This is a genomic window from Streptomyces sp. NPDC049887 (assembly GCF_040656535.1).
In the GTDB taxonomy this organism is placed as follows: Bacteria; Actinomycetota; Actinomycetes; order Streptomycetales; family Streptomycetaceae; genus Streptomyces.
On sequence record NZ_JBFAMM010000008.1, the window covers coordinates 146,558 to 167,968 of the forward strand.

Below are 21,411 nucleotides of genomic sequence, written 5' to 3' on the forward strand. Positions count from 1 at the left end.
CCGCACCGGCCTCCCGGCCCGCGCACCGGGCCCGTCCCCACCGGCGCGACCCCGCGCTCCGGTGCGACGGACCACCCCCGCCGGTCCCCGCCGAAAAAACCCGGTCCTCGCCGCGACGGACGCCCCGCCCCTCCCCGTAGAGCAGACGTCGGAGCTGCTCAACGGCTGAAGGGTGTACCGGATGGGTGTCGAGATCTGTGTGGAGGGGCTGACCAAGTCCTTCGGCCACCAGGTCATCTGGCAGGACGTGTCGCTGACGCTGCCCGCCGGGGAGATCTCGGTCATGCTCGGCCCGTCGGGCACGGGGAAGTCGGTGTTCCTCAAGACGCTCGTCGGGCTGCTCAGGCCCGACCGCGGGTCGGTGCGGATCGCGGACCGGGACATCACCCGGCTGCGCGAGCACGACCTGTACGAGGTGCGGAAGCTGTTCGGCGTCCTCTTCCAGGACGGCGCGCTGTTCGGGTCGATGAACCTGTACGACAACATCGCCTTCCCGCTGCGCGAGCACACCCGCAAGTCCGAGACGGAGATCCGGCGGATCGTCCTCGAGAAGATGGACATGGTCGGCCTGATCGGCGCCGAGGAGAAGCTGCCCGGCGAGATCTCGGGCGGGATGCGCAAGCGGGCCGGGCTGGCGCGCGCCCTGGTGCTCGACCCGGAGATCATCCTGTTCGACGAGCCGGACTCGGGACTCGACCCGGTACGGGTGGCCTATCTCAACCAGCTGATCGTCGACCTCAACGCGCAGATCGACGCCACCTTCCTCATCGTCACCCACGACATCGCCTCCGCCCGTCAGGTCCCGGACAACATCGGGCTCCTCTTCCGCCGGGAGCTGGTGATGTTCGGGCCCCGCGAGCGACTGCTGACCAGCGACGAGCCCGTCGTGCGGCAGTTCCTCCACGGCCGGATGCAGGGTCCGATCGGCATGGCGGAGGAGAAGGACGCCGCCCAGGTCGAGCTGGAGCTCGCACAGCTGGACCGGGGCGGGTCGGCCGACGACGGTGGCGGCGCGATGACCCCGCGGCTGCTGCCGAGCCCCGGCATCACCCGCCCGCCCCGCTGGGAGGCCATCGCCCGGCGCGAGGCGGAGCTGCACGGCCGCAAGGAGGTGGCGGGAGCATGAGCCTCTCCCCCACCGGGGCGCTGCGGCACTCCGGCAGCCTGTTCGCGATGGCCCTGGACGTCCTCCGGACGCTGCCCCGCCGGCCCTTCCAGCTCCGGGAGTTCATCCAGCAGGCCTGGTTCATCGCCAGTGTGACGATCCTGCCGACGGCGCTGGTCTCCATCCCGTTCGGCGCGGTCATCGCACTGCAGATCGGCAGTCTGACCCGGCAGCTCGGCGCCCAGTCCTTCTCGGGCGCGGCCTCGGTGCTCGCCGTGCTCCGGGAGGCGTCGCCGATCGTGACGGCCCTGCTGATCGCGGGAGCCGGCGGCACGGCGATCTGCGCGGACCTCGGTGCCCGCAAGATCCGCGAGGAGATCGACGCGATGCAGGTCCTGGGCATCGACCCGATCCACCGCCTGGTCGTCCCCCGGGTGCTGGCGTCGATGGTGGTCGCGGTGCTGCTCAACGGCCTGGTGTCGGTGGTCGGGGTCGCGGGCGGCTACTTCTTCAACGTCGTCCTGCAGAACGGCACGCCCGGCGCCTATCTGGCCTCCTTCACCACCCTCGCCCAGCTGTCCGACCTGTGGGCGGCCGAGCTGAAGGCGCTGGTGTTCGGGGCGATCGCGGCGATCGTCGCCTCCTACAAGGGGCTGACGGCCAAGGGCGGTCCGAAGGGCGTGGGCGACGCGGTGAACCAGTCGGTGGTCATCACCTTCATGTTGCTCTTCGTCACGAACTTCGTGATGACCGCCGTGTACTTCCAAGTCGTTCCGCAGAAGGGCTGACCGTGGCGCTGATCGACCGTCTCGTGGGGCGCCCGCTGCGCTCCCTGGAGGAGCTGGGCGCCCAGCTGGTCTTCTACGGGCGCTCACTGGCCTGGACCGGACGCACCCTGCGCCGCTACAAGAAGGAGGTGCTGCGGCTGCTGGCCGAGGTCAGCTTCGGCCGCGGCGCGCTCGCCGTCGTCGGCGGGACCGTGGGCGTGATCGCGTTCCTGTCCTTCTTCACCGGCACCGAGGTGGGGCTCCAGGGGTACGCGGCGCTCAACCAGCTCGGCACCTCCAACTTCGTCGCCTTCCTGTCCGCGTACTTCAACACCCGGGAGATCGCCCCGCTGGTGGCGGGGCTGGCCCTGTCGGCGACCGTCGGCGCCGGGTTCACCGCCCAGCTCGGCGCGATGCGGATCAGCGAGGAGACCGACGCCCTGGAGGTGATGGGCGTCCCCTCGCTGCCGTTCCTGGTGACGACCCGGATGATCGCGGGGTTCGTCGCCGTCATCCCGCTGTACGTCGTCGGGCTGCTGTCCTCCTACTTCGCCGCCCGGACGATCACGACGGGCTACTACGGCCAGTCGGCCGGCACGTACGACCACTACTTCCAGCAGTACCTGCCGCCCGTCGACGTGCTCTGGTCGTTCGGCAAGGTGATCGTCTTCGCCGTCGTGATCATCCTGGTGCACTGCTACTACGGCTACTACGCCGGCGGCGGACCGGCCGGTGTCGGCGTCGCGGTCGGCCGTGCGGTGCGCACCTCCATCGTCGCCATCAACATCCTGGACTTCTTCCTCAGCCTGGCGATCTGGGGAGCCAGCACGACCGTACGGATTGCGGGGTAGTGCCGATGTCCGTCCGACTGCGGATCAACGGAATCGTCTTCATCGCGGTGCTGGGGCTGCTGCTCTCGCTGTCCGTGGCCGTCTACCGGAAGGCGTTCACCCCCGTCGTCCGGGTCACGCTGGAGACCGGCACCCTCGGCAACCAGCTGGAGCCCCAGGCCGACGTCAAACTGCGCGGGCTGCTGGTCGGCGAGGTCCGCGGGGTGCGGGCCGACGGGGAGAAGGCGATGCTGGATCTCGCCCTCGCCCCGGAGCACGTGCCGCGGATCCCCTCCGACGTCCGGGCCCGGCTGCTGCCCAAGACCCTGTTCGGGGAGAAGTACGTCGACCTGGTCGCCCCCGACGGCACCCCGGCACGGGCGATCCGCGCCGGGGACGTCATCACCCAGGACCGCACCGCCGTCGGCATCGAGGTGCAGCAGCTGATGAACGATCTGCTGCCGCTGCTGCGCACGGTCCGCCCCGCCGAACTCAACGCCACGCTCACGGCGTTCTCCACCGCACTGGAGGGCCGGGGCGACCGGATCGGCGCCAACCTGGCCCGGGTGGAGGACTATCTGCGCCGGCTCAACCCCCATATGCCGTCGCTGCAGGAGGACATCTCGCGTTTCGCGGACGTGGCCGAGGTGTACGGGGACGCCGCGCCGGACCTGATGAGGATTCTGCGCAACACCCTCACCACGAGCCGCACCGTCGTGGAGAAGCGGGAGGAGCTGGCCGCCCTGTTCACCTCCACCACCGGCGCCGCGAACACCGCGAACGGGTTCCTCGACGACAACGGCGAGCGGCTGATCACCCTGGGCCGGGTCTCGCGGCCCACGCTGGCGCTGTTCGCCCGCTACTCGCCCGAGTACCCCTGCCTGCTGGACGGTCTGGTCCGGCAGGAGGCCGCGTCGGCACAGACCTTCAGAGGCGGAAAGATGCGCATCACCCTCGAGTTCGTCCATCCGCGGCCCGGGTACCGCCCCGGGGAGGAGCCCCGCTGGGGGGAGCGTTCGGGTCCCGACTGCCACGGCATGCCCCGGCCGCGGGTCCCGGCACCGGACGTGAAGCTGGACGACGGCACCGCCCGGGTCGGGCAGCCCGCCGCGGCGGGACGGCAGGTGTCCTCGACCGGGGCCGAGCAGCGTGCCGTCGGCTCGCTCGTGGCGCCGGTCCTCGGCGTACCCGCGGACGAGGTGCCCGCGGTGGCCACGCTGCTGTTCGGCCCGATGGCCCGGGGGACGGCGGTGAGCGTCGCATGAGTTCCACGACCCTGCGGCGGGCCGGCCGGACCGCCTCGCCGTTGATCAAATTCGGTCTGTTCGCTGTGGTGACCGTGCTCGCGACCGCACTGCTCGCCGCCACCATCGCCACCGTCTCCTTCACCCCCGAGCACACCTACCGGGCGGTGTTCAGCGATGTCACCGGCCTGGAGGAGGGCGACGACATCCGCGTCGCCGGTGTGCGGGTCGGCGAGGTGCGGGAGATCGGCATCAGGGACCGGACGCTGGCGGAGGTCACGTTCACCGTGAGCGAGAACCGCCCGCTGCTCACCGGAACCGGCGCGGTCATCCGCTACCGCAATCTGGTCGGCTCGCGGTACGTCGCGCTGACGGAGGGACCCGGCGACGGGGCGACGCTGCCGCCCGGGAGCCGGATCCCCCTCTCGCGCACCCAGCCCGCGCTCGATCTGAACGCCCTGCTGGGCGGGTTCAAGCCGCTGTTCGCGGCGCTCAGCCCCAAGGACGTCAACCAGCTCGCCACCGAGATCGTCAGGACGCTGCAGGGCGAGGGCGGCACGGTGAACAGCCTGCTCGCGCACACCGCCTCGCTCACCAGCACCCTCGCCGACCGCGACGAGCTGATCGGCTCCGTGATCGACAACCTCAACACCGTCCTGGCGACGCTGGACAAGCGCGGCGCCAGGTTCTCCGCACTGATCAAGCAGCTCCAGCGGGTGGTCTCCGGTCTCTCCGCCGACCGGAAGCCGATCGGCGAGTCGCTGGCGAACATCAACAGCCTGGCGGAGGCCACCTCCGGCCTGCTGGAGGATGCCCGCCCGCCGCTGCGCGACGACATCGCGGAACTGCGAGAACTGACCGGGACCCTGAACGACAACGAGAAGACCGTGGAGGGCGTGCTGAAGCGGCTGCCGAACAAGCTCGACAAACTGACCAGGACCGCCTCCTACGGTTCCTGGTTCAACTTCTACCTCTGCGACTTCGACGGCCGTGTGGTGCTGCCGAGGACCCGGGAGGTCATCACCCCCGAACTCCACGTCGCCCGGGCGAGGTGCGCATGAAAGGGCGCCCGAGGACCCGTATGATCCCGTTCCGGGAGCGCAACCCCGTGACCATCGGCGCGGTCGGCCTCACCACGCTCGCGCTGCTGGCCGTCGCCGCGTTCAACGCCGACGACCTGCCGCTGATCGGCGACGGTGAGAGCTACAGCGCCGCGTTCTCGGAGGCGGGCGGGCTGAAGCCCGGCGACGAGGTGCGGGTCGCCGGGGTGAAGGTCGGCAAGGTCGACGAGGTGGACCTGGACGGGGACCACGTCAGGGTGGTCTTCCGCGTCAAGGGGGAGCCCGCCTTCGGCACCCGGACCGGTGCCGCCATCCGCGTCAAGACGATCCTGGGCTCCAAGTACCTCGCCCTGGACCCGAAGGGCCCGGGGCAGTTGAGGCCGGGCAGCGAGATCCCGCTGAGCCGCACCACGCCCGCGTACGACGTCGTGACGGCGTTCAGCGACCTGACCACCACGACGGAGCAGATCGACACCGAGCGGCTGGCCACGGCCCTGGACACGATCTCCACCACCTTCGAGGACTCTCCCGCCGAGGTGCGGGAGTCGGTCAGGGGCCTGTCGCGGATCTCCCGTACGGTCGCCTCCCGCGACCAGGCGCTGCGCGAACTCCTCGACCACGCCGACGGGGTCAGCACGGTGCTCGCCGAGCGCTCCCGGGAGTTCTCCACGCTGGTCAAGGACGGGGACGCGCTCTTCCGGGAGATCTCACGGCGGCGGGCGGCGATCCACGCCCTCCTCAAGAGCTCCGCCTCGCTCGGGGTCCAGCTGTCGGGCCTGGTGAAGGACAACGGCAAGGAGATCGGGCCCGCGCTGAAGGGCCTGAACCAGGTCGTCGACATGCTCGAACGCAACCAGGCCGCACTCGACCGCAGTGTCCGGCTGCTGGCGCCGTATGTGCGCGTCTTCGCCAACACCCTCGGCAACGGGCGCTGGTTCGACAGCTACATCCAGAATCTGGTCGCCGCTCCGGTGGTCCCGCGGACGGGAGGTCCCTCGTGAAAGCGCCCCTGTCGCGCATACGGCTGCCGCGCATACGTCTGCCGCGCACACCCCGGTCACGCATGCGTGCACCCCGCACATCCCCATCGCGCATACGTGTGCCGCGCACACCCGTGCTGCGGGGAGTGGCGCTGGTCACCGCCCTCGCGCTGGTCGCGGTGTGCCTGCTGCTGTGGCCGCGGGAGGAACCGGTCCGGGTCACCGCGTACTTCCCGCGGACGGTCGGCATCTACCCGGGCTCGGACGTCCGGGTGCTCGGTGTCCGCATCGGCGAGGTCAAGGAGATCACTCCGGAGGGCCGCCGGGTGCGGGTGGTCCTGGAGTACGGCCACGGACGGAAGGTGCCCGCCGGGGCGAAGGCCGCGATCATCAACTCGTCCGTGGTCAGCGACCGTTATGTACAGCTGCTGCCCGTGTACCGGGACGGCCCCGTGATGCGCGGCGGCGATGTCATCCCGGAGGAGCGCACGGCCGTACCGGTGGAGCTGGACCGGGTCTTCGACAGCCTGCACACGACCTCGGAGGCGCTGGGGCCGCGCGGCGCCAACGACGACGGTGCGCTGTCGCGGCTGCTGGGTGTGAGCGCGGACAACCTCCAGGGCCAGGGCGGTGCGATCCACCAGTCCGTGGAGGACCTCTCCCGGGCGGTGACCACCCTGTCGGACGGACGGCAGGACCTGTTCTCCACCGTCCGCAACCTCCAGGTGTTCACGGCGGCGCTGGCCGCCGACGACAAGAACGTCAGGTCCTTCAACGACAGCCTCGCCAAGGTGGCCGGACAGCTCGCGGCCGAGCGCAAGGACCTGGCGGCGGCGCTGCGGCACCTGGGCGTGGCACTCGCCGACGTCTCCGACTTCGTACGGGCGAACAAGCAGTCGCTGACGTCGAACGTGGAAGGGCTGAGCAAGGTGACCAAGGTGCTGGTCACCCAGCGCGCCGCGCTCGCCGAGCTGCTGGAGGTCGCCCCGGTCGGACTGTCCAACCTGCAGAACGCCTACAACCCGTCCGCCGGGACGCTCGACACCCGCAACAACCCGGACCATCCGCAGGACCCTGCCGCGCTGCTCTGCTCGCTGCTGCGGACGACCGGGGAGGCCAAGGCCGAGGACTGTGCCGACCTGCGGAAGCTGTTCGACTCCCTGCCGGAGCTCGGGCCGGCCGGCACCCGGGCCGTGTCCGGGACGGGTCAGGTCGACCGGACGCTCGGCGGAATCCTGGGGGCCCGCGCATGAGGACGCTTCGCACCGGCACGGCGGCCTGGGCGGCGGCCGGATCGCTGCTGCTGACGGGCTGCGAGTTCAGCGGTCTGTACGACGTCGGACTGCCCGGCGGCGCCGCGGCCGACGGCAACGCCTACCGGGTGACCGTCGAGTTCAGGGACGTGCTCGACCTGGTGCCCCAGTCGGCGGTGAAGGTCAACGACGTCACCGTCGGAGCGGTCGAGAAGGTCGAACTGGACGGCTGGCACGCCCGGGTGCGGCTGCGCGTCGCGGACTCGGTGACACTGCCCGCCAACGCGGTGGCCGAGCTGCGGCAGACGAGCATGCTCGGCGAGAAGTACGTGGCGCTGTCCTCGCCCGCGGACACCGCCCCGGCCGGCCGGCTGAAGGACGGCGACCGGATCCCGCTCTCCCGCAGCGGCCGCAACCCGGAGATCGAGGAGGTCCTCTCCGCGCTGTCCGCCCTGCTCAACGGCGGCGGGGTGGCCCAGCTCAAGACCATCACGACCGAGCTCAACAAGGCGCTGGAGGGACGGGAGAACCGGGTGAAGTCCCTGCTGACCGAGCTGGACACGTTCCTCGGCGGCCTCGACGGCCGGCGCAAGGAGATCGTGCGCGCGCTGGCCGGCATCGACCGGCTCGCCAAGCGGCTGGCACAGGAGAAGAAGACCATCGCCGGGGCCCTGGACACCGTGCCGCCGGCCCTGAAGGTGCTGGCCGACCAGCGGCGCAGCCTGACGGCCATGCTCACCTCGCTGTCGAAGCTGGGGAAGACCGGCAGCCAGGTGATCAACGCGTCGCGGGACGACACCGTCGCGAACCTGAAGAGCCTGCGGCCGATCCTGGAGCAGCTCAACGCGGCGGGTGCCGATCTGCCCAACGCCCTGGAACTGATGACGACGTATCCGTTCCCGCGCAACGCCGTCGACGCGATCCACGGCGACTACGTCAATCTGAAGATCACCGCCGATCTCGACCTCGCCTCGGTCTACGGCAATCTCGCCGACGGGCCGCCGCAGCCGGGCGGTGGCGGACCGGACCGGCCCGGGCTGCCCGGCGTACCGGCTCCACCGGAACTCCCCGGCGTCCCCGACGTCCCCGACGTTCCCGGTGTCCCGGAACCCACGGCCCTGCCGGACGGGCCCGGCGGACCTGCCGTTCCCCCACCGCCCGGCGGCGGACTGTGCCCGCCGGTGTGCGCGGGCAGTCACGCGTCGTACGGGGGCGGGAACGGCGACGGACGTCCGCCGGGGGTCGATCTCGCCCTGGCGGAGCTGATGCTGAAAGGGATGCAGCCGTGATCACACGAACGGTCAGGATCCAGCTCGCGGCCTTCGCCGCGGTCACCGCGGTCGGCGTGTCGTATGTCGGGGCCCGCTACACGGGGCTGGTGGACGCCGTCCTCGACCGCGGCTACACCGTACGGGCGGACCTCGCCGACTCGGGCGGCGTGTTCCGGGGCGCGGAGGTCACCTACCGGGGCGTGCCCGTGGGCCGCGTCGGGGAACTGCGGCTGACCGGGCGGGACGGCGTCTCGGTGGACCTGGACATCGAGGACGGAGCCCGGATCCCGGCGGACACGGTGGCGGTCGTGGCGAACCGTTCGGCGGTCGGCGAGCAGTACGTCGACCTGCAGCCGCGCGGCACGGGCGGCCCGTACCTCGGCGAGGGCGACGTCATCGCCCGCGCCGACACCCGGGTGCCGCTGCCCACCACCGACGTCGTCCTGAGCCTGGACCGGCTGGTGAACTCCGTCGGCAAGGAGGACCTGCGGATCACGGTCGACGAACTCGGCAAGGCGTTCGCCGGCACCGGTCCGGAGCTGAGCAGACTGGTGGACTCCGGCAACAGCCTGGTCGAGTCGGCGTCCGAGTCGCTGCCGCAGACGATCGCCCTGATCGAGGACTCCCGGAAGGTGCTCGGCACCCAGGCCGAACAGGGCTCGGCCATCCGGTCCTTCTCACGGGACCTCGCGGCGCTCACCGCGGAGCTGAAGTCCTCCGACGGTGACATCCGCCGGCTCGTCGGCGCCGGGGCGCCCGCCGCGCAGGAGGTCGACTCGCTGTTGTCGGAGACCCGACCGCATCTGCCCGTCCTGCTGGGGAACCTCATCAGCGGCGGCCAGATCACGGTGGCCCGGCTGCCCGGTGTGGAGCAGGCCCTGGTCACCTTCCCCGTGGTGGTGGCGGGCAGTTGGACGGTGATCCCCGGGGACGGCACCACACACTTCGGGATGGTGACGAACGCCGACGACCCGCCGGCGTGCCGGCAGGGCTACGGCACCCAGCGCCGCGACCCCTCGGACACCCGGGAGCGGCCCGCGAACACGTCGGCGCGCTGCACGGCCCCGCGCGGCGGCCCCACCTCGGTCCGCGGTGCGCAGAACGCGCCGGGAGCGTCGGGGCGTTCCGTCGGCGGCTCGGACCCGGCGGCGTACGTCACCCCCTACGACCCGGAGACCGGCACGGCCGCCGGCCCGGACGGAACGCTCGTCGAGATCGGCTCGACGGGCGGCGAACAGAGCGTGTTCGGAAAGGAGTCATGGCAATGGCTGCTCGTGGGACCGATGGCATGACGGACGTGACGGCGGCGGACGCGGGCGGCGGGCACGGTGTGCAGCGCGCCTCCCCGCCCACGGCGGGCGTCGCGGAGACGGGCCCGGCGGCCGGCACGGCGACCGCGGCGCGCGGGACGGGCGACGCGCGACCGGGGCCCGTCCCGGGAGCCGTCCGGGCGCTCGGACGGGCGCTCGGTCGGGCCGGAGCAGGGGCGGTCGCGGCCGCCCGGCACGGTAGGGCGGTGCCCGCCGCGCTCGCGGTGGCGACCGTCGTCACGACGGCCCTTTCCCTGTGGCTCGGCCTCCGGGTGCACGAGCAGCGTGCCGACGAGGAGCGCCGCCAGGACATCCTGGCCGCGGCCCGCCGTTCGGCGCTGAACTTCACCTCGCTCGACTACCGGCACTACGAGCGGGACAGCGCCAACGTCCTCAAGGGCGCGACCGGCGACTTCAAGGAGCAGTTCGCGGCGCAGACCGCGGAACTGACCAAGCTCGTCGCCGCGAACAAGTCGGTCTCCCAGGGGCAGGTGCTGGAGGCCGGTATCGCCCGTGCCGACCAACGCACCGCCAGGGTGCTGGTCGTCGCCGACAGCAAGGTGACGAACTCGGCCGCCCCGGAGGGCCAGTCCCGTACCTACCGGCTCCAGCTCGACCTCGTGCTCGAAGGCGGCCGCTGGCTGACGTCGAACGTCGAGTTCGTCGGCTGACCCGCACCCCGCCGTCGCGCCAGTACGCCCCACAGTGAGGAGAATCCCCGTGGCGAACACGACGACCCGCGGCCGTGGCGCCGGCTCCCCAGCCCGGCGCTCGATGACCGCCGCGGCCCGGGCGGCGGCCAAGCGTGCCGAGCAGGCCCAGCAGACCGGAGGCGGCCGGCGGGCGGCGCCCGGCGCGGACGCCTCCGCCCCGACCGCCGACGGCTCCGGCGCCCTGGTGTCCGGACGGACCCTGCGCGCCGAGGACCCTCCGGCCGAGGGCGCCGAACCCGACTGGGAGGCACCCGACTGGGAAGAGCCGGAGCAGGGGGATCGGGAGCCGGACTCGGCGGACTCGGCGGACTCGGCCCGGGAGGACGGGGAGGACGGCGGCCCGGGCGGCCGGCGGTCCCCGCGGCGCCGGCTGCTGGTCTGCGCGGTACTGGCCCTGCTGACCGTCGCCGGGCTGGTCGCGGCGGCCGTCCTGGGCACGGCGTACGCACAGGGCCGGCAGGCCGACGAAGCGCGCGCCGGCGCCCTGGCGGCGGCGCGGAAGGCGGCGCCGGCCGTGCTCTCGTACGACCACCGGCACCTGGACCGGGACTTCGCCGCCGCCCGCGGCCACCTCACCGGGCCCTTCCTACAGGAGTACCGCAGGACGACGACGAAGGTCGTGGCGCCCACGGCGAAGAAGTACCAGGGGGTGGTCACGGCCTCGGTGGTGACGCCGCCCGGCGGCGGCAGCCCCGCCGCCTCGGTGGTGTCGGCGTCGCCGGACCGGGTCGTGGTCCTGCTGTTCGTCAACCAGGTGACGCGGAGTACCCGGGTGGACGGCCCCCGGGTGGATCTGAACCGGGTCCGGATGGAGCTGACCCGCACCACGGGCGGGTGGAAGGTCAGCGCGGTCGACGCGCTGTAGCGCCGCCGGGTGGGCCCTGCGCCTCCCGGGTGGAGGGGGAACGACCGTGCAGGTCGCCCCCTCCACCCGGGGGGCCTTTTTCGTGCTCCCGGCTGGCCCGGGCTCCTCGTCCCCGTCCGTACGCCACGACCTCTCGCGACCCGTCCCGTCCGAACGCCCGGACGCGCTTCCGCCGCCTGTGTGGCCTGCTCCGTCAGCTCCCGACCGCCCGGGCTCGTCCCCGCCGCATGTCCCGACCGCCCGAGCCGCGCACCGCATCCCGCGTCCGCCCGTCCCGGGGCGGATTCCGTGCCGCCGGGAGCGCCGTGCCGTGCCCGTCCTCGCGGGGCCCCGGGACGCCGCTGACGGGAGGCGGTCCGCATGTCGGTCGGATTGCGGTCCGGTCTTGACAGCTCTCCCCCACACCAGGCAATCTTCCATTAAGCAGAAATGAGTTTCCGCAATACGGAAGGAGCGCAACCCCCTCATGGGATACACGGACCAGCGCTTCGATGTGAACCTCTCGATCCTCTTCACGGAACTCCCGCTGCTGGAGCGCCCCGCGGCCGCCGCCGCGGCGGGCTTCACGGCGGTCGAGCTGTGGTGGCCCTGGATCGAGACCCCCACGCCCGACCAGAGCGAACTGGACGACCTGAGGCAGGCGCTCGAGAGCTCCGGCACCCGGCTGGTGGGCCTGAACTTCTACGCCGGCCGGCTTCCGGGCCCGGACCGCGGCGCCCTCTCCCTGCCCGGTGAGGAGTCGGACCGATTCCGCGCCAACATCGACGTGGCCGCGGACTTCGCCGCCTCGGTCGGCTGCAAGGCGCTCAACGCCCTCTACGGCAACCGGGTCGAGGGCGTGGATCCGGCGGCACAGGACGAACTCGCCCTGGAGAACCTGGTGGCGGCGGCCCGCGCGGCCGACCGGGTGGGCGCGATCCTGCTGATCGAGACCCTGAACAAGCCGGAGTCCCCGCTCTACCCGCTGGTGAGCGCGCCCTCCGCGATCGAGGTCGTGGACAAGGTCAATGCCGCCACCGGCCTCGGCAACGCCAGGTTCCTGCTCGACATCTACCACCTGTCGATGAACGGCGAGGACGTCGCAGGCGTCATCGACGCGTACGCGGCCAGGACCGGCCATGTGCAGATCGCGGACAACCCGGGCCGCGGCGCGCCGGGCACCGGCTCCCTGCCGCTCGAAGAGCTGCTCGACCGGCTGAAGAAGGCCGGCTACGACGGCTGGATCGGCCTGGAGTACAAGGCCGGCGACCGCCCGAGCGCCCGGTCCTTCGACTGGCTTCCCGAGAGCGCCCGTCCCGCGCACTGACCTCCGGCCCGCCGCCCGCCGACTCCCTTTCGTACCAGCGCTTCAAGAGAGGCACCCCCGATGAGCACCCTCGCAGACCCCTCCCGCTCCCCCCGCCCGAACCTGCCCACGATCGCGTGGATCGGCCTCGGCATCATGGGCTCGCCCATGTCCGAGAATCTGATCAAGGCGGGCTACCGGGTGACCGGGTACACCCTGGAGCAGGAGAAGCTGGACCGACTCGCGGCGGCCGGCGGCAAAGCCGCCGCCTCGATCGCCGAGGCCGTCGGGGACGCCGACGTCGTGATCACCATGGTCCCCGCCTCACCGCAGGTGGAGGCCATCGCGTACGGCCCGGACGGCATCCTGGAGAACGCGAGGCGCGGCGCGCTGCTGATCGACATGTCCTCGATCACCCCGCAGACCTCCGTCGACCTGGCGGCGAACGCCGCCGACAAGGGAATCCGCGTACTGGACGCCCCTGTCTCGGGCGGCGAGGCCGGCGCCGTCGAGGCAGTGCTGTCGATCATGGTCGGCGGCGAGCAGGACGCCTTCGACGAAGCCCGCCCGATCCTCGAGGCCCTGGGCCGGACGATCGTCCTGTGCGGTCCCCACGGCTCCGGCCAGACGGTCAAGGCCGCCAACCAGCTGATCGTCGCCGTCAACATCCAGGCCTGCGCCGAGGCCGTCGTCTTCCTCGAGAAGTCCGGCGTGGACCTGCGGGCGGCCCTGGACGTCCTCAACGGCGGACTGGCCGGCTCCACCGTCCTGACCCGCAAGAAGGACAACTTCCTCGACCGCGACTTCAGGCCGGGCTTCCGCATCGACCTGCACCACAAGGACATGGGCATCGTCACCGACGCCGCCCGCAACGTCGGGGCCGCACTGCCGGTCGGGGCCGTCGTCGCCCAGCTGGTCGCCTCCCTGCGCGCACAGGGCGACGGGGGCCTGGACCACTCGGCACTGCTCCGCGCGGTCGAGCGCCTGTCCGGCTCGCCGGTCGCCTGACCCGGCCGCGGCCGACCGCTCTCCGCGCACCCGCCGGGCCCGCCGACCCGCGGCGCTCCCACCGGGCCACCCGAGCCGCGGCACGCACCCGCCGGGCCGAACAGCGGCCGCCGCGGTTCGCCCGGGTCCGCCCCCGAGGCGGCCGTCCACCCCGCTCCGGCCCGGGCCCCCGGCCCAGGGGCAACCGGCCCAGGGGTCACCGTCGACCCCTCTCAGACGTCCGGGCCGTGGCCGCGCTGACACCTGTCCTGTCGCGCCCAAGCGCAGCCACGGCCCGGATTCCCACCCTTGACTTCAACAAACTGTTGACGTTTTCTCGGACGCGTACCTACGCTCCTGACACCTCAGCAGCTCCCGCACGGAAGGCCGCCCTCCCACCCATGACGCAGCGCGTGCTTACGACCGAGTCCGGCGCTCCGGTCGCCGACAACCAGAACTCCGCCACCGCCGGCGTCGGTGGCCCGCTCCTCCTCCAGGACCAGCACCTGCTGGAGAAGCTCGCCCGCTTCAACCGCGAGCGCATCCCGGAGCGAGTCGTCCACGCACGCGGCTCCGGCGCGTACGGCTACTTCGAGGTGACCGACGACGTCAGCGGCTTCACCCGGGCCGGCTTCCTGGACGCGATCGGCAAGCGCACCGAGGTCTTCGTGCGCTTCTCCACCGTCGCCGACTCGCTCGGCGGCGCGGACGCCGTCCGCGACCCGCGGGGCTTCGCGGTGAAGTTCTACACCGAGGAGGGCAACTACGACCTCGTCGGCAACAACACCCCGGTGTTCTTCATCAAGGACCCGATCAAGTTCCCGGACTTCATCCACTCCCAGAAGCGCGACCCGTTCACCGGCAAGCAGGAGCCGGACAACGTCTGGGACTTCTGGGCCCATGCGCCGGAGGCCACGCACCAGATCACCTGGCTGATGGGCGACCGCGGCATCCCCGCCTCGTACCGCCACATGAACGGCTACGGGTCGCACACCTACCAGTGGACGAACGCCGAGGGCGAGGCCTTCTTCGTCAAGTACCACTTCAAGACGAACCAGGGCATCCGCTGCCTGAGCGGCGAGCAGGCCGCCGAGGTCGCGGGCACGGACCCCAACTCGCACCAGACGGACCTGCTCCAGGCGATCGAGCGCGGGGTGAACCCCTCCTGGACGCTGTACGTCCAGATCATGCCCGCGGCCGAGGCCGCGGACTACCGCTTCAACCCGTTCGACCTCACCAAGGTGTGGCCCCACGCCGACCACCCGCTGCAGCGCGTCGGCCGGCTGGTCCTCGACCGCAACCCGGACAACGTCTTCGCCGAGGTCGAGCAGGCGGCGTTCTCGCCGAACAACTTCGTGCCGGGCATCGGGCCCTCCCCGGACAAGATGCTCCAGGGCCGACTCTTCGCCTATGCGGACGCCCATCGCTACCGTCTCGGCGTCAACCACACCCAGCTCCCGGTGAACGCGCCGAAGGCCGTTCCGGGGGGTGCCGACAACTACGGCCGCGACGGGCTCATGGCCACCCGCAACGGCTCCCGCCACGACAAGAACTACGAGCCCAACTCGTACGCGGGTCCGGTGCAGTCGGACGCCGCCCTGTCGGCCCCGCTGGCCCTCTACGGCCACACCGGCACGCACGCCGCACCGCTGCACGCCAAGGACGACGACTTCCACCAGGCCGGTGAGCTCTACCGCCTCATGTCGGAGGAGGAGAAGTCGCGTCTGGTCGCGAACATCGCCGGCGGCCTGTCCCAGGTCTCCCGCGACGACGTGATCGAGAAGAACCTCGCCCACTTCCACGCGGCCGACCCGGACTACGGCAAGCGCGTGGAGGCGGCGGTCACCGCCCTGCGCGAGGACTGAGGCTCCGCTCCCCGCCCCCGCGGCGATCATGGTGGTCGCGGCGGCGGGCGGGGGCGCTGAGACCGAGACCGCGTACGCACGCGGACCGGGAGGTCCCGCCTGCGTACGCCGTCCGAACCGCCGGCCCGGATGAGGGGTGGCCGACGGCGAGGACACGGTGCCGGCCGCACGGCCGGCGCCGGCCGGAGGACCGCGGCGGCGTGCGAGCCGGTGCGGTGGTAAGGGCCGACCCGGCCCCCTTCCAGACCTGAGGGAGGGGCCGGCGGGAAAGCCCATCGCCCCGCCGCGGTCCTGGCGGAGTCCGGCCCTGCCCACGGCGGGGCCGTCCCTCCCGACTCGGCTCCGGGCACCCGGCTGCAGGGCTCCGCGAGCCCCGGGCTCCGGCTCCGCAGCACCCACGAACCCCGCCCGGCGGTGCGAACGTCCTGTCGCGCCGGCCTCGCACCGTCGGGTGGAACCACCTCCCAGGACCAGGTGGGGCGCTCGCGCGCGGTACCAGCCCATGAGGGCGCCCCGCGCCGACGGCCGGCCCGGGGCTCGATCAGCTCTGCGGCCGCGGCGAGCGCGCGGCCCCACGGGTACTCCTCCCGCGACCTCGTCGAGCCCGAACCCTTCCACCGGCTCGTCGACTTCTCGTGCTCCGCCGGGAGGGCACGGCCCCGGGGCGGTCGGTGTGCCACCGCGCTCCCGCCCTGGGAACGGGCCGGCGGCCGGGTCCCCGTACGATGAGCCCATGACCCGCCGCACGACGAGCCACGCGCGCCCCGCAGGGCGTGGGCTCGCGCTGCTGGTGCTGGCGGTGCTGGCGGGCGTGCTGGGCATGCACGCCCTGGTGCCCGCCGGGATTCCCGGGTCCCAGGCACGGGCGCACGGCTCCGCGGCCGCAGTCCGTACGTCGACCGTCCACACGTCGACCGTCCACGCCGTGCCCGTCCACGGGCAGTCCGCCCACGCGCAGTCCGTGCCCGAGCCGTCCGTACCCGAGGCCGTTCCAGGGTGTTCGCACACGGACGGCGGTTCGGACCACCTCGACCACGCGGACGGGACGTGCGCGGCGGCCGGGGTCGGTTCCCCGTACGCACCTCCGGAGCCGTCCGCCGGGCTCGTCACCCCGCCCTCGGGCGCGACGCCGAACGGGGCCGGTCGCACGCCCCCGGGCGGACGGGCCCCGCCCGATCTGGCCGAGCTGCAACTCCTGCGCATATAGGGCGCCCCGCACGGCGCCTCCCGTTCGCGCCCCGGGCCGGACGGTGAGCGGTGCCGTGTCTCCCCACGCCCTCGTTTCCGCGATCCCGCGCGCCCGATTCAGGTCGCGCTTCAAGGAGTTGCACCAGCATGACCAGCAAGCATTCCCCTGCCCGCCGTACCGTCGCCGTGGCTGCCGCCGGCGCGGCCGCCTTCGTCCTGGCCGCGTGCGGCGGCGGCACCGACACGCCGAACGCCCACGACGGCCACCCCGCGCCGTCACCGTCCGCCGCGACCTCCGTCCCGCAGGGACGGCACAACGCCGCCGACGTCACCTTCGCCAAGGGCATGATCCCCCACCACCGGCAGGCGGTGGAGATGGCTGAACTCGCGGCGGCCCGCGCGGAATCGGCCGAGGTGAGGAAACTCGCCGAGGACATCAGGAAGGCCCAGGGCCCGGAGATCAGGACGCTGTCCGGCCGGCTGTCCTCATGGGGCGAGGACGTCCCAGCCGAGGGCAGTGCCGACCACGCCGCACACGGCGCGGAAGGGATGATGAGCCCCCGGGAGATGGCCCGACTGGAGAAGTCCTCGGGCGCGGCGTTCGACACCGCCTTCATGGAGCTGATGATCGTGCATCACGAAGGCGCGGTGGCCATGGCCGAGGCCGAGCGCGCCGGCGGCGCCGACGCGGCCACGAAGCGGATGGCGGGCGACATCGTCACCGCGCAGACCGCCGAGATCTCACTGATGAGGAAGCTGCTCGGCCGGGGCTGACCCGTTGCGGCGGGGAGGGTGCCCTCGGGCCCCCTCCCCGTTCTTCCGGCCGTTCCCAGGAATACCCTAGGGGGGTATGTTGTTATGAGTGCTCGTGCCCTCCGGGACCGCGGGGCACCCTGGACCGGAACGACGGGAAATGGGGATGACACGCCATGGACCACACCTCGCACCGCGCCGGTGCCACCGACGACCGGGCCGCGCATCGGGCTCACGACCCGTCCGGCGGTCACAGCGGTCACAGTGATCACACGGGCCGGCGGCACGGCGGTGTCACCTGGAGCACCGCCGCGAAGGCGACCCTGCACTGCCTGATCGGCTGCGCCATCGGCGAGATCCTGGGGATGGTCATCGGCACCGCTCTGATGTGGGGCAACGTGCCGACGATGATTCTCGCGATCACGCTCGCGTTCCTCTTCGGCTACTCGTTCACGATGTTCGCGGTGCTGCGCGCGGGCGTGGACCTCAGAAGCGCCGTCAAGGTCGCGCTGGCCGCCGACACCGTCTCCATCGCCGTGATGGAGTTCGTCGACAACGGCATCATCGCGCTGGTCCCGGGGGCGATGGACGCGCACCTGACGGACGCGCTGTTCTGGTCGTCGCTGCTGGGCGGTTTCGTCGTCGCCTTCGTCGTCACCACGCCCGTCAACAAGTGGCTCATCGGCCGTGGCAAGGGCCACGCCGTCGTCCACGCCTACCACTGAGGCGCCTCACGCCGACTCGTCAGGCCCGCGCCTCCCCTCCCAGGGGCGACCCTCCCCAGGGGCGACGCAGAGGGCCGCCGGACCCGTCCGGCGGCCCTCTGCCGTGCGCCCGGTCCTCGTCCGTGCCGCTGCCCCGACGACTGCGCCGAGTTGCCGTGGCCACCCTGCCGCCCGCCGCCCGTGCGGAGTACGCCTCACCGCTGCCGGCACGGTGGGCGGCCGGGTGCAGGCGCCCCGGACGGCGCGCCGGCAGCCCCTCGGCGCCGCCGCGCACCGAACCGTACGGGGCTCGCCCGCGACACGTTCCAGTACCCGACCTCCCCGCGCTCGCCGCGGCCACGAGGTCGCTCGGGCCGGAATGCCGGCCTCCCGGCGCACCGCCGTCCGGCGCGCAGTCGCAGGACGGACCATGCGAACGCAGCCGTGGCGGACGTCGAGGGCCGGGGCCTCGCCGTCCGCCACGGATGTGTGTCCCGCTGTCCTCAGCCGGCCGGGCGGAAGCCCCTCAGGCGCAGACTGTTGCCGACGACGAAGACCGACGAGAAGGCCATCGCCGCGCCCGCGATCATCGGGTTCAGCAGTCCCGCTGCGGCGAGCGGAAGCGCGGCGACGTTGTAGGCGAACGCCCAGAAGAGGTTGCCCTTGATCGTGCCGAGTGTCCTGCGTGACAGCCGGATCGCGTCCGCCGCCGCCGCCAGGTCGCCGCGCACCAGCGTCAGGTCGCCCGCCTCGATGGCGGCGTCGGTTCCGGTGCCCATCGCCAGGCCGAGGTCCGCCTGGGCGAGCGCGGCCGCGTCGTTGACCCCGTCGCCGACCATGGCCACCGTCCGGCCCTCCTCCTGCAGGCGCCGCACCACGTCGACCTTGTCCTCGGGCATGACCTCGGCGACGACCCGCTCGATGCCGACCTCCGCCGCGACCGCCTCGGCGACGGCCTTGTTGTCGCCGGTCAGCAGGATCGGCGTCAGCCCGAGGGCCCGCAGTCTCCGCACCGCCTCGGCGCTCGTCGGCTTGACCGCGTCGGCGACCTCCAGGACCGCCCGGGCCTCGCCGTCCCAGGCCACGATGATCGCGGTCCGGCCCTTGGCCTCCGCCTCGGCCCCGGCCCGCTCCAGCTCGGCCGGGAGCGCGATGGCCCACTCGGCGAGAAGGCCATCGCGACCGACGAGGACGGCATGCCCGGCGACGACGCCCCGCACGCCGAGGCCGGGGACGTTCACGAAGTCCTCGGGCGCGGGGAGCGATCCGACCCGCTCGGCCGCTCCGGTCGCCACGGCCCGGGCGATGGGGTGCTCGGAGGCGTGTTCCAGTGCCCCGGCCAGCCGCAGGGCCTCGGTCTCGTCGGTCCCCTCCGCGGTGCGGATCCCGAGGAGGGTCATCCTCCCGGTGGTCACGGTGCCGGTCTTGTCGAGGACGATCGTGTCGGCCCTGCGCGTGTTCTCCAGGACCTCGGGCCCCTTGATCAGGATGCCGAGCTGGGCGCCGCGCCCCGTGCCCACCATGAGCGCGGTGGGCGTGGCGAGTCCCAGCGCGCAGGGGCAGGCGATGATCAGGACGGCGACCGCGGCGGTGAAGGCGGCGGTCCACCCGGCGCCGCTGCCGAGCCAGAAGCCGAGCGTGCCCAGGGCCAGGACCATGACGGCGGGCACGAACACGGCGGAGATCCGGTCGGCCAGCCGCTGCGCCGCGGCCTTGCCGTTCTGCGCGTCCTCGACCAGCTTCGCCATGCGCGCCAGCTGGGTGTCCGCGCCGATCCGGCGGGCCTCGACGACGAGCCTGCCGCCGGCGTTGAGGGTCGCTCCGGTGACGGGGTCGCCGGCGGAGACCTCGACGGGTACGGACTCGCCGGTGAGCATGGACACGTCCACGGCGGAGGAGCCTTCGACGACGGTGCCATCGGTGGCGATCTTCTCACCCGGGCGCACCAGGAACCGGTCGCCCACGGCCAGTTCGGCGACGGGGACCAGCCGTTCCCCGCCGCCGCGCAGCACGGTCACGTCCTTCGCGCCGAGCTCCATCAGGGCCTTCAGCGCGGCGCCGGCCCGGCGCTTGGAGCGGGCTTCGAAGTACCGGCCGGCCAGGATGAACGCGGTCACGCCGGCGGCGGCCTCGAGGTAGATGTTGCCCGCGCCGTCGGTGCGGGCGATGGTCCACTCGAAGCCGTGGGTCATGCCCGGCTCGCCCGCGGTACCGAAGAACAGGGCCCACAGCGACCACAGGAACGCCGCCGAGGTGCCGACCGAGACGAGGGTGTCCATGGTGGCGGCCCCGTGCCGGGCGTTGGTGAGGGCGGCGCGGTGGAACGGCCAGGCCGCGTACGTGACCACGGGCGCCGCCAGGGTGAGCGAGAGCCACTGCCAGTACTCGATCTGCAGGGCCGGGACCATCGCCATGGCGACGACGGGCGCCGACAGCACCACCGCGGTGATCAGCCGCTGCCGCAGCGGCCGCAGGGCGCCCTCCGCCTCCGTCCCGGCGTCACCGGGTTCGGTACGGGTGCGTGGCGGAGGGGGCTCGGTCGCGGTGTAGCCGGTCGCCTCGACGGTGGCGATGAGATCGCGGACGGAGACCTCGTCGTCGCGGTAGGAGACCCTCGCCTTCTCGGTGGCGTAGTTGACCGTGGCCTCCACACCGTCCATGCGGTTGAGCTTCTTCTCGACACGGGCGGCGCACGAGGCGCAGGTCATGCCGCCGATCGCGAGTTCGACCTCGGCGGTGCCGTGGACCGTGGCAGTCATCCCTGCTCCTGAGCTCGTGGATGGGGCGGGAGGGCCGGCCGCCGACGGGGCTCCCCCCGTCCGCGCCCGATCCTCCTGGGGAGTATACCCCCTAGGGGTACGTAGAGATCGATGCCATGCATACCCCCTACCCGTATCCGACCGCAAGCTTCGCTGCCCCGACCGGGAGGAACCGCAGTTCCTCATCGCCTCCGGCCGGGCACGCGGCTGGAGCGCACCGGCCGGGCAGACCGGCTGGACGTCGACGTCCTCCACACCCGCCGGGCTCCGCCGGACTCCGCCCGCGCGCCCGGCCGCGTCCTGGCCGGCGACCTGCGCGGACACGTCTGGCGGCTCGCGGGAAACGGGACCGTTTTCGTGTGCGGTCCCACGGCGTTCGTCGAAGCCGTCAGCGACCACCTCGTGGACCTGGGCCGCGACCCGGCCACGATCCGTACCGAGCGCTTCGGCTGACGGCGGCTCGCGCCTCGA

Annotated in this window: 18 protein-coding genes; 17 read left to right on the plus strand and 1 reads right to left on the minus strand. The window is 72.6% G+C overall.

Annotated features, from left to right (window positions below):
* Positions 1–181: 181 nt before the first annotated feature.
* The 17 genes from AB0J10_RS12810 (at position 182) to AB0J10_RS12890 (ending at position 18,202) form a co-directional block, all read left to right on the plus strand.
* Positions 182–1,126 carry an ABC transporter ATP-binding protein gene (locus AB0J10_RS12810; RefSeq protein WP_363060761.1) on the plus strand — a complete coding sequence of 315 codons (945 nt, stop codon included), beginning with the start codon at positions 182–184 and terminating at the stop codon, positions 1,124–1,126.
* Positions 1,123–1,893, plus strand: a complete 771-nt coding sequence (locus AB0J10_RS12815; protein WP_017944504.1) for an ABC transporter permease — start codon at positions 1,123–1,125, stop codon at positions 1,891–1,893. Before AB0J10_RS12810 ends, AB0J10_RS12815 begins: the two co-directional genes overlap by 4 nt.
* Before the next feature lie 2 nt (positions 1,894–1,895).
* Entirely contained in the window at positions 1,896–2,723 is an 828-nt protein-coding gene (locus AB0J10_RS12820; RefSeq protein ID WP_017944505.1) for an ABC transporter permease, read from the plus strand.
* A 5-nt stretch (positions 2,724–2,728) separates the two neighbouring features.
* Complete coding sequence (locus AB0J10_RS12825) at positions 2,729–3,967, plus strand: MCE family protein (RefSeq protein WP_363060764.1); 1,239 nt, start codon at positions 2,729–2,731, stop codon at positions 3,965–3,967.
* Positions 3,964–5,007, plus strand: a complete 1,044-nt coding sequence (locus AB0J10_RS12830; RefSeq protein ID WP_363060766.1) for an MCE family protein — start codon at positions 3,964–3,966, stop codon at positions 5,005–5,007. Before AB0J10_RS12825 ends, AB0J10_RS12830 begins: the two co-directional genes overlap by 4 nt.
* Before the next feature lie 20 nt (positions 5,008–5,027).
* Complete coding sequence (locus AB0J10_RS12835) at positions 5,028–6,008, plus strand: MCE family protein (protein ID WP_363060768.1); 981 nt, start codon at positions 5,028–5,030, stop codon at positions 6,006–6,008.
* Positions 6,009–6,133: 125 nt separating this feature from the next.
* On the plus strand, positions 6,134–7,240 hold the full coding sequence (locus tag AB0J10_RS12840) for an MCE family protein (RefSeq protein WP_363060955.1): 1,107 nt from the start codon (positions 6,134–6,136) through the stop codon (positions 7,238–7,240).
* Positions 7,237–8,529: an MCE family protein gene (locus AB0J10_RS12845; protein ID WP_363060770.1), complete on the plus strand. Its 1,293-nt coding sequence runs from the start codon at positions 7,237–7,239 to the stop codon at positions 8,527–8,529. The genes AB0J10_RS12840 and AB0J10_RS12845 overlap by 4 nt, the downstream gene beginning before the upstream one ends.
* Entirely contained in the window at positions 8,526–9,803 is a 1,278-nt protein-coding gene (locus tag AB0J10_RS12850; protein WP_363060772.1) for an MlaD family protein, read from the plus strand. Before AB0J10_RS12845 ends, AB0J10_RS12850 begins: the two co-directional genes overlap by 4 nt.
* A complete protein-coding gene (locus AB0J10_RS12855; protein WP_363060774.1) occupies positions 9,776–10,492 on the plus strand; it encodes a hypothetical protein in 717 nt (238 codons plus the stop codon). Before AB0J10_RS12850 ends, AB0J10_RS12855 begins: the two co-directional genes overlap by 28 nt.
* 49 nt (positions 10,493–10,541) lie before the next feature.
* Entirely contained in the window at positions 10,542–11,399 is an 858-nt protein-coding gene (locus AB0J10_RS12860; protein WP_363060776.1) for a hypothetical protein, read from the plus strand.
* Positions 11,400–11,865: 466 nt separating this feature from the next.
* A complete protein-coding gene (locus AB0J10_RS12865; RefSeq protein ID WP_363060778.1) occupies positions 11,866–12,705 on the plus strand; it encodes a TIM barrel protein in 840 nt (279 codons plus the stop codon).
* 60 nt (positions 12,706–12,765) lie between these two features.
* Positions 12,766–13,692, plus strand: a complete 927-nt coding sequence (locus AB0J10_RS12870) for a 2-hydroxy-3-oxopropionate reductase (protein WP_363060780.1) — start codon at positions 12,766–12,768, stop codon at positions 13,690–13,692.
* A gap of 380 nt (positions 13,693–14,072) precedes the next feature.
* Positions 14,073–15,536, plus strand: a complete 1,464-nt coding sequence (locus AB0J10_RS12875) for a catalase (protein WP_363060782.1) — start codon at positions 14,073–14,075, stop codon at positions 15,534–15,536.
* A 733-nt stretch (positions 15,537–16,269) separates the two neighbouring features.
* Positions 16,270–16,743 (plus strand): DUF6153 family protein, encoded by a 474-nt coding sequence (locus AB0J10_RS12880; protein ID WP_363060784.1) that lies wholly within the window; start codon positions 16,270–16,272, stop codon positions 16,741–16,743.
* 128 nt (positions 16,744–16,871) lie between these two features.
* Positions 16,872–17,498: a DUF305 domain-containing protein gene (locus tag AB0J10_RS12885; protein WP_363060786.1), complete on the plus strand. Its 627-nt coding sequence runs from the start codon at positions 16,872–16,874 to the stop codon at positions 17,496–17,498.
* A gap of 155 nt (positions 17,499–17,653) precedes the next feature.
* Positions 17,654–18,202 (plus strand): DUF4396 domain-containing protein, encoded by a 549-nt coding sequence (locus AB0J10_RS12890; RefSeq protein ID WP_363060788.1) that lies wholly within the window; start codon positions 17,654–17,656, stop codon positions 18,200–18,202.
* Between the two features lie 482 nt (positions 18,203–18,684).
* Here the strand turns inward: AB0J10_RS12890 and AB0J10_RS12895 are convergent, their stop codons facing one another.
* A complete protein-coding gene (locus AB0J10_RS12895) occupies positions 18,685–20,940 on the minus strand; it encodes a heavy metal translocating P-type ATPase (protein ID WP_363060790.1) in 2,256 nt (751 codons plus the stop codon).
* Positions 20,941–21,411: the final 471 nt, after the last annotated feature.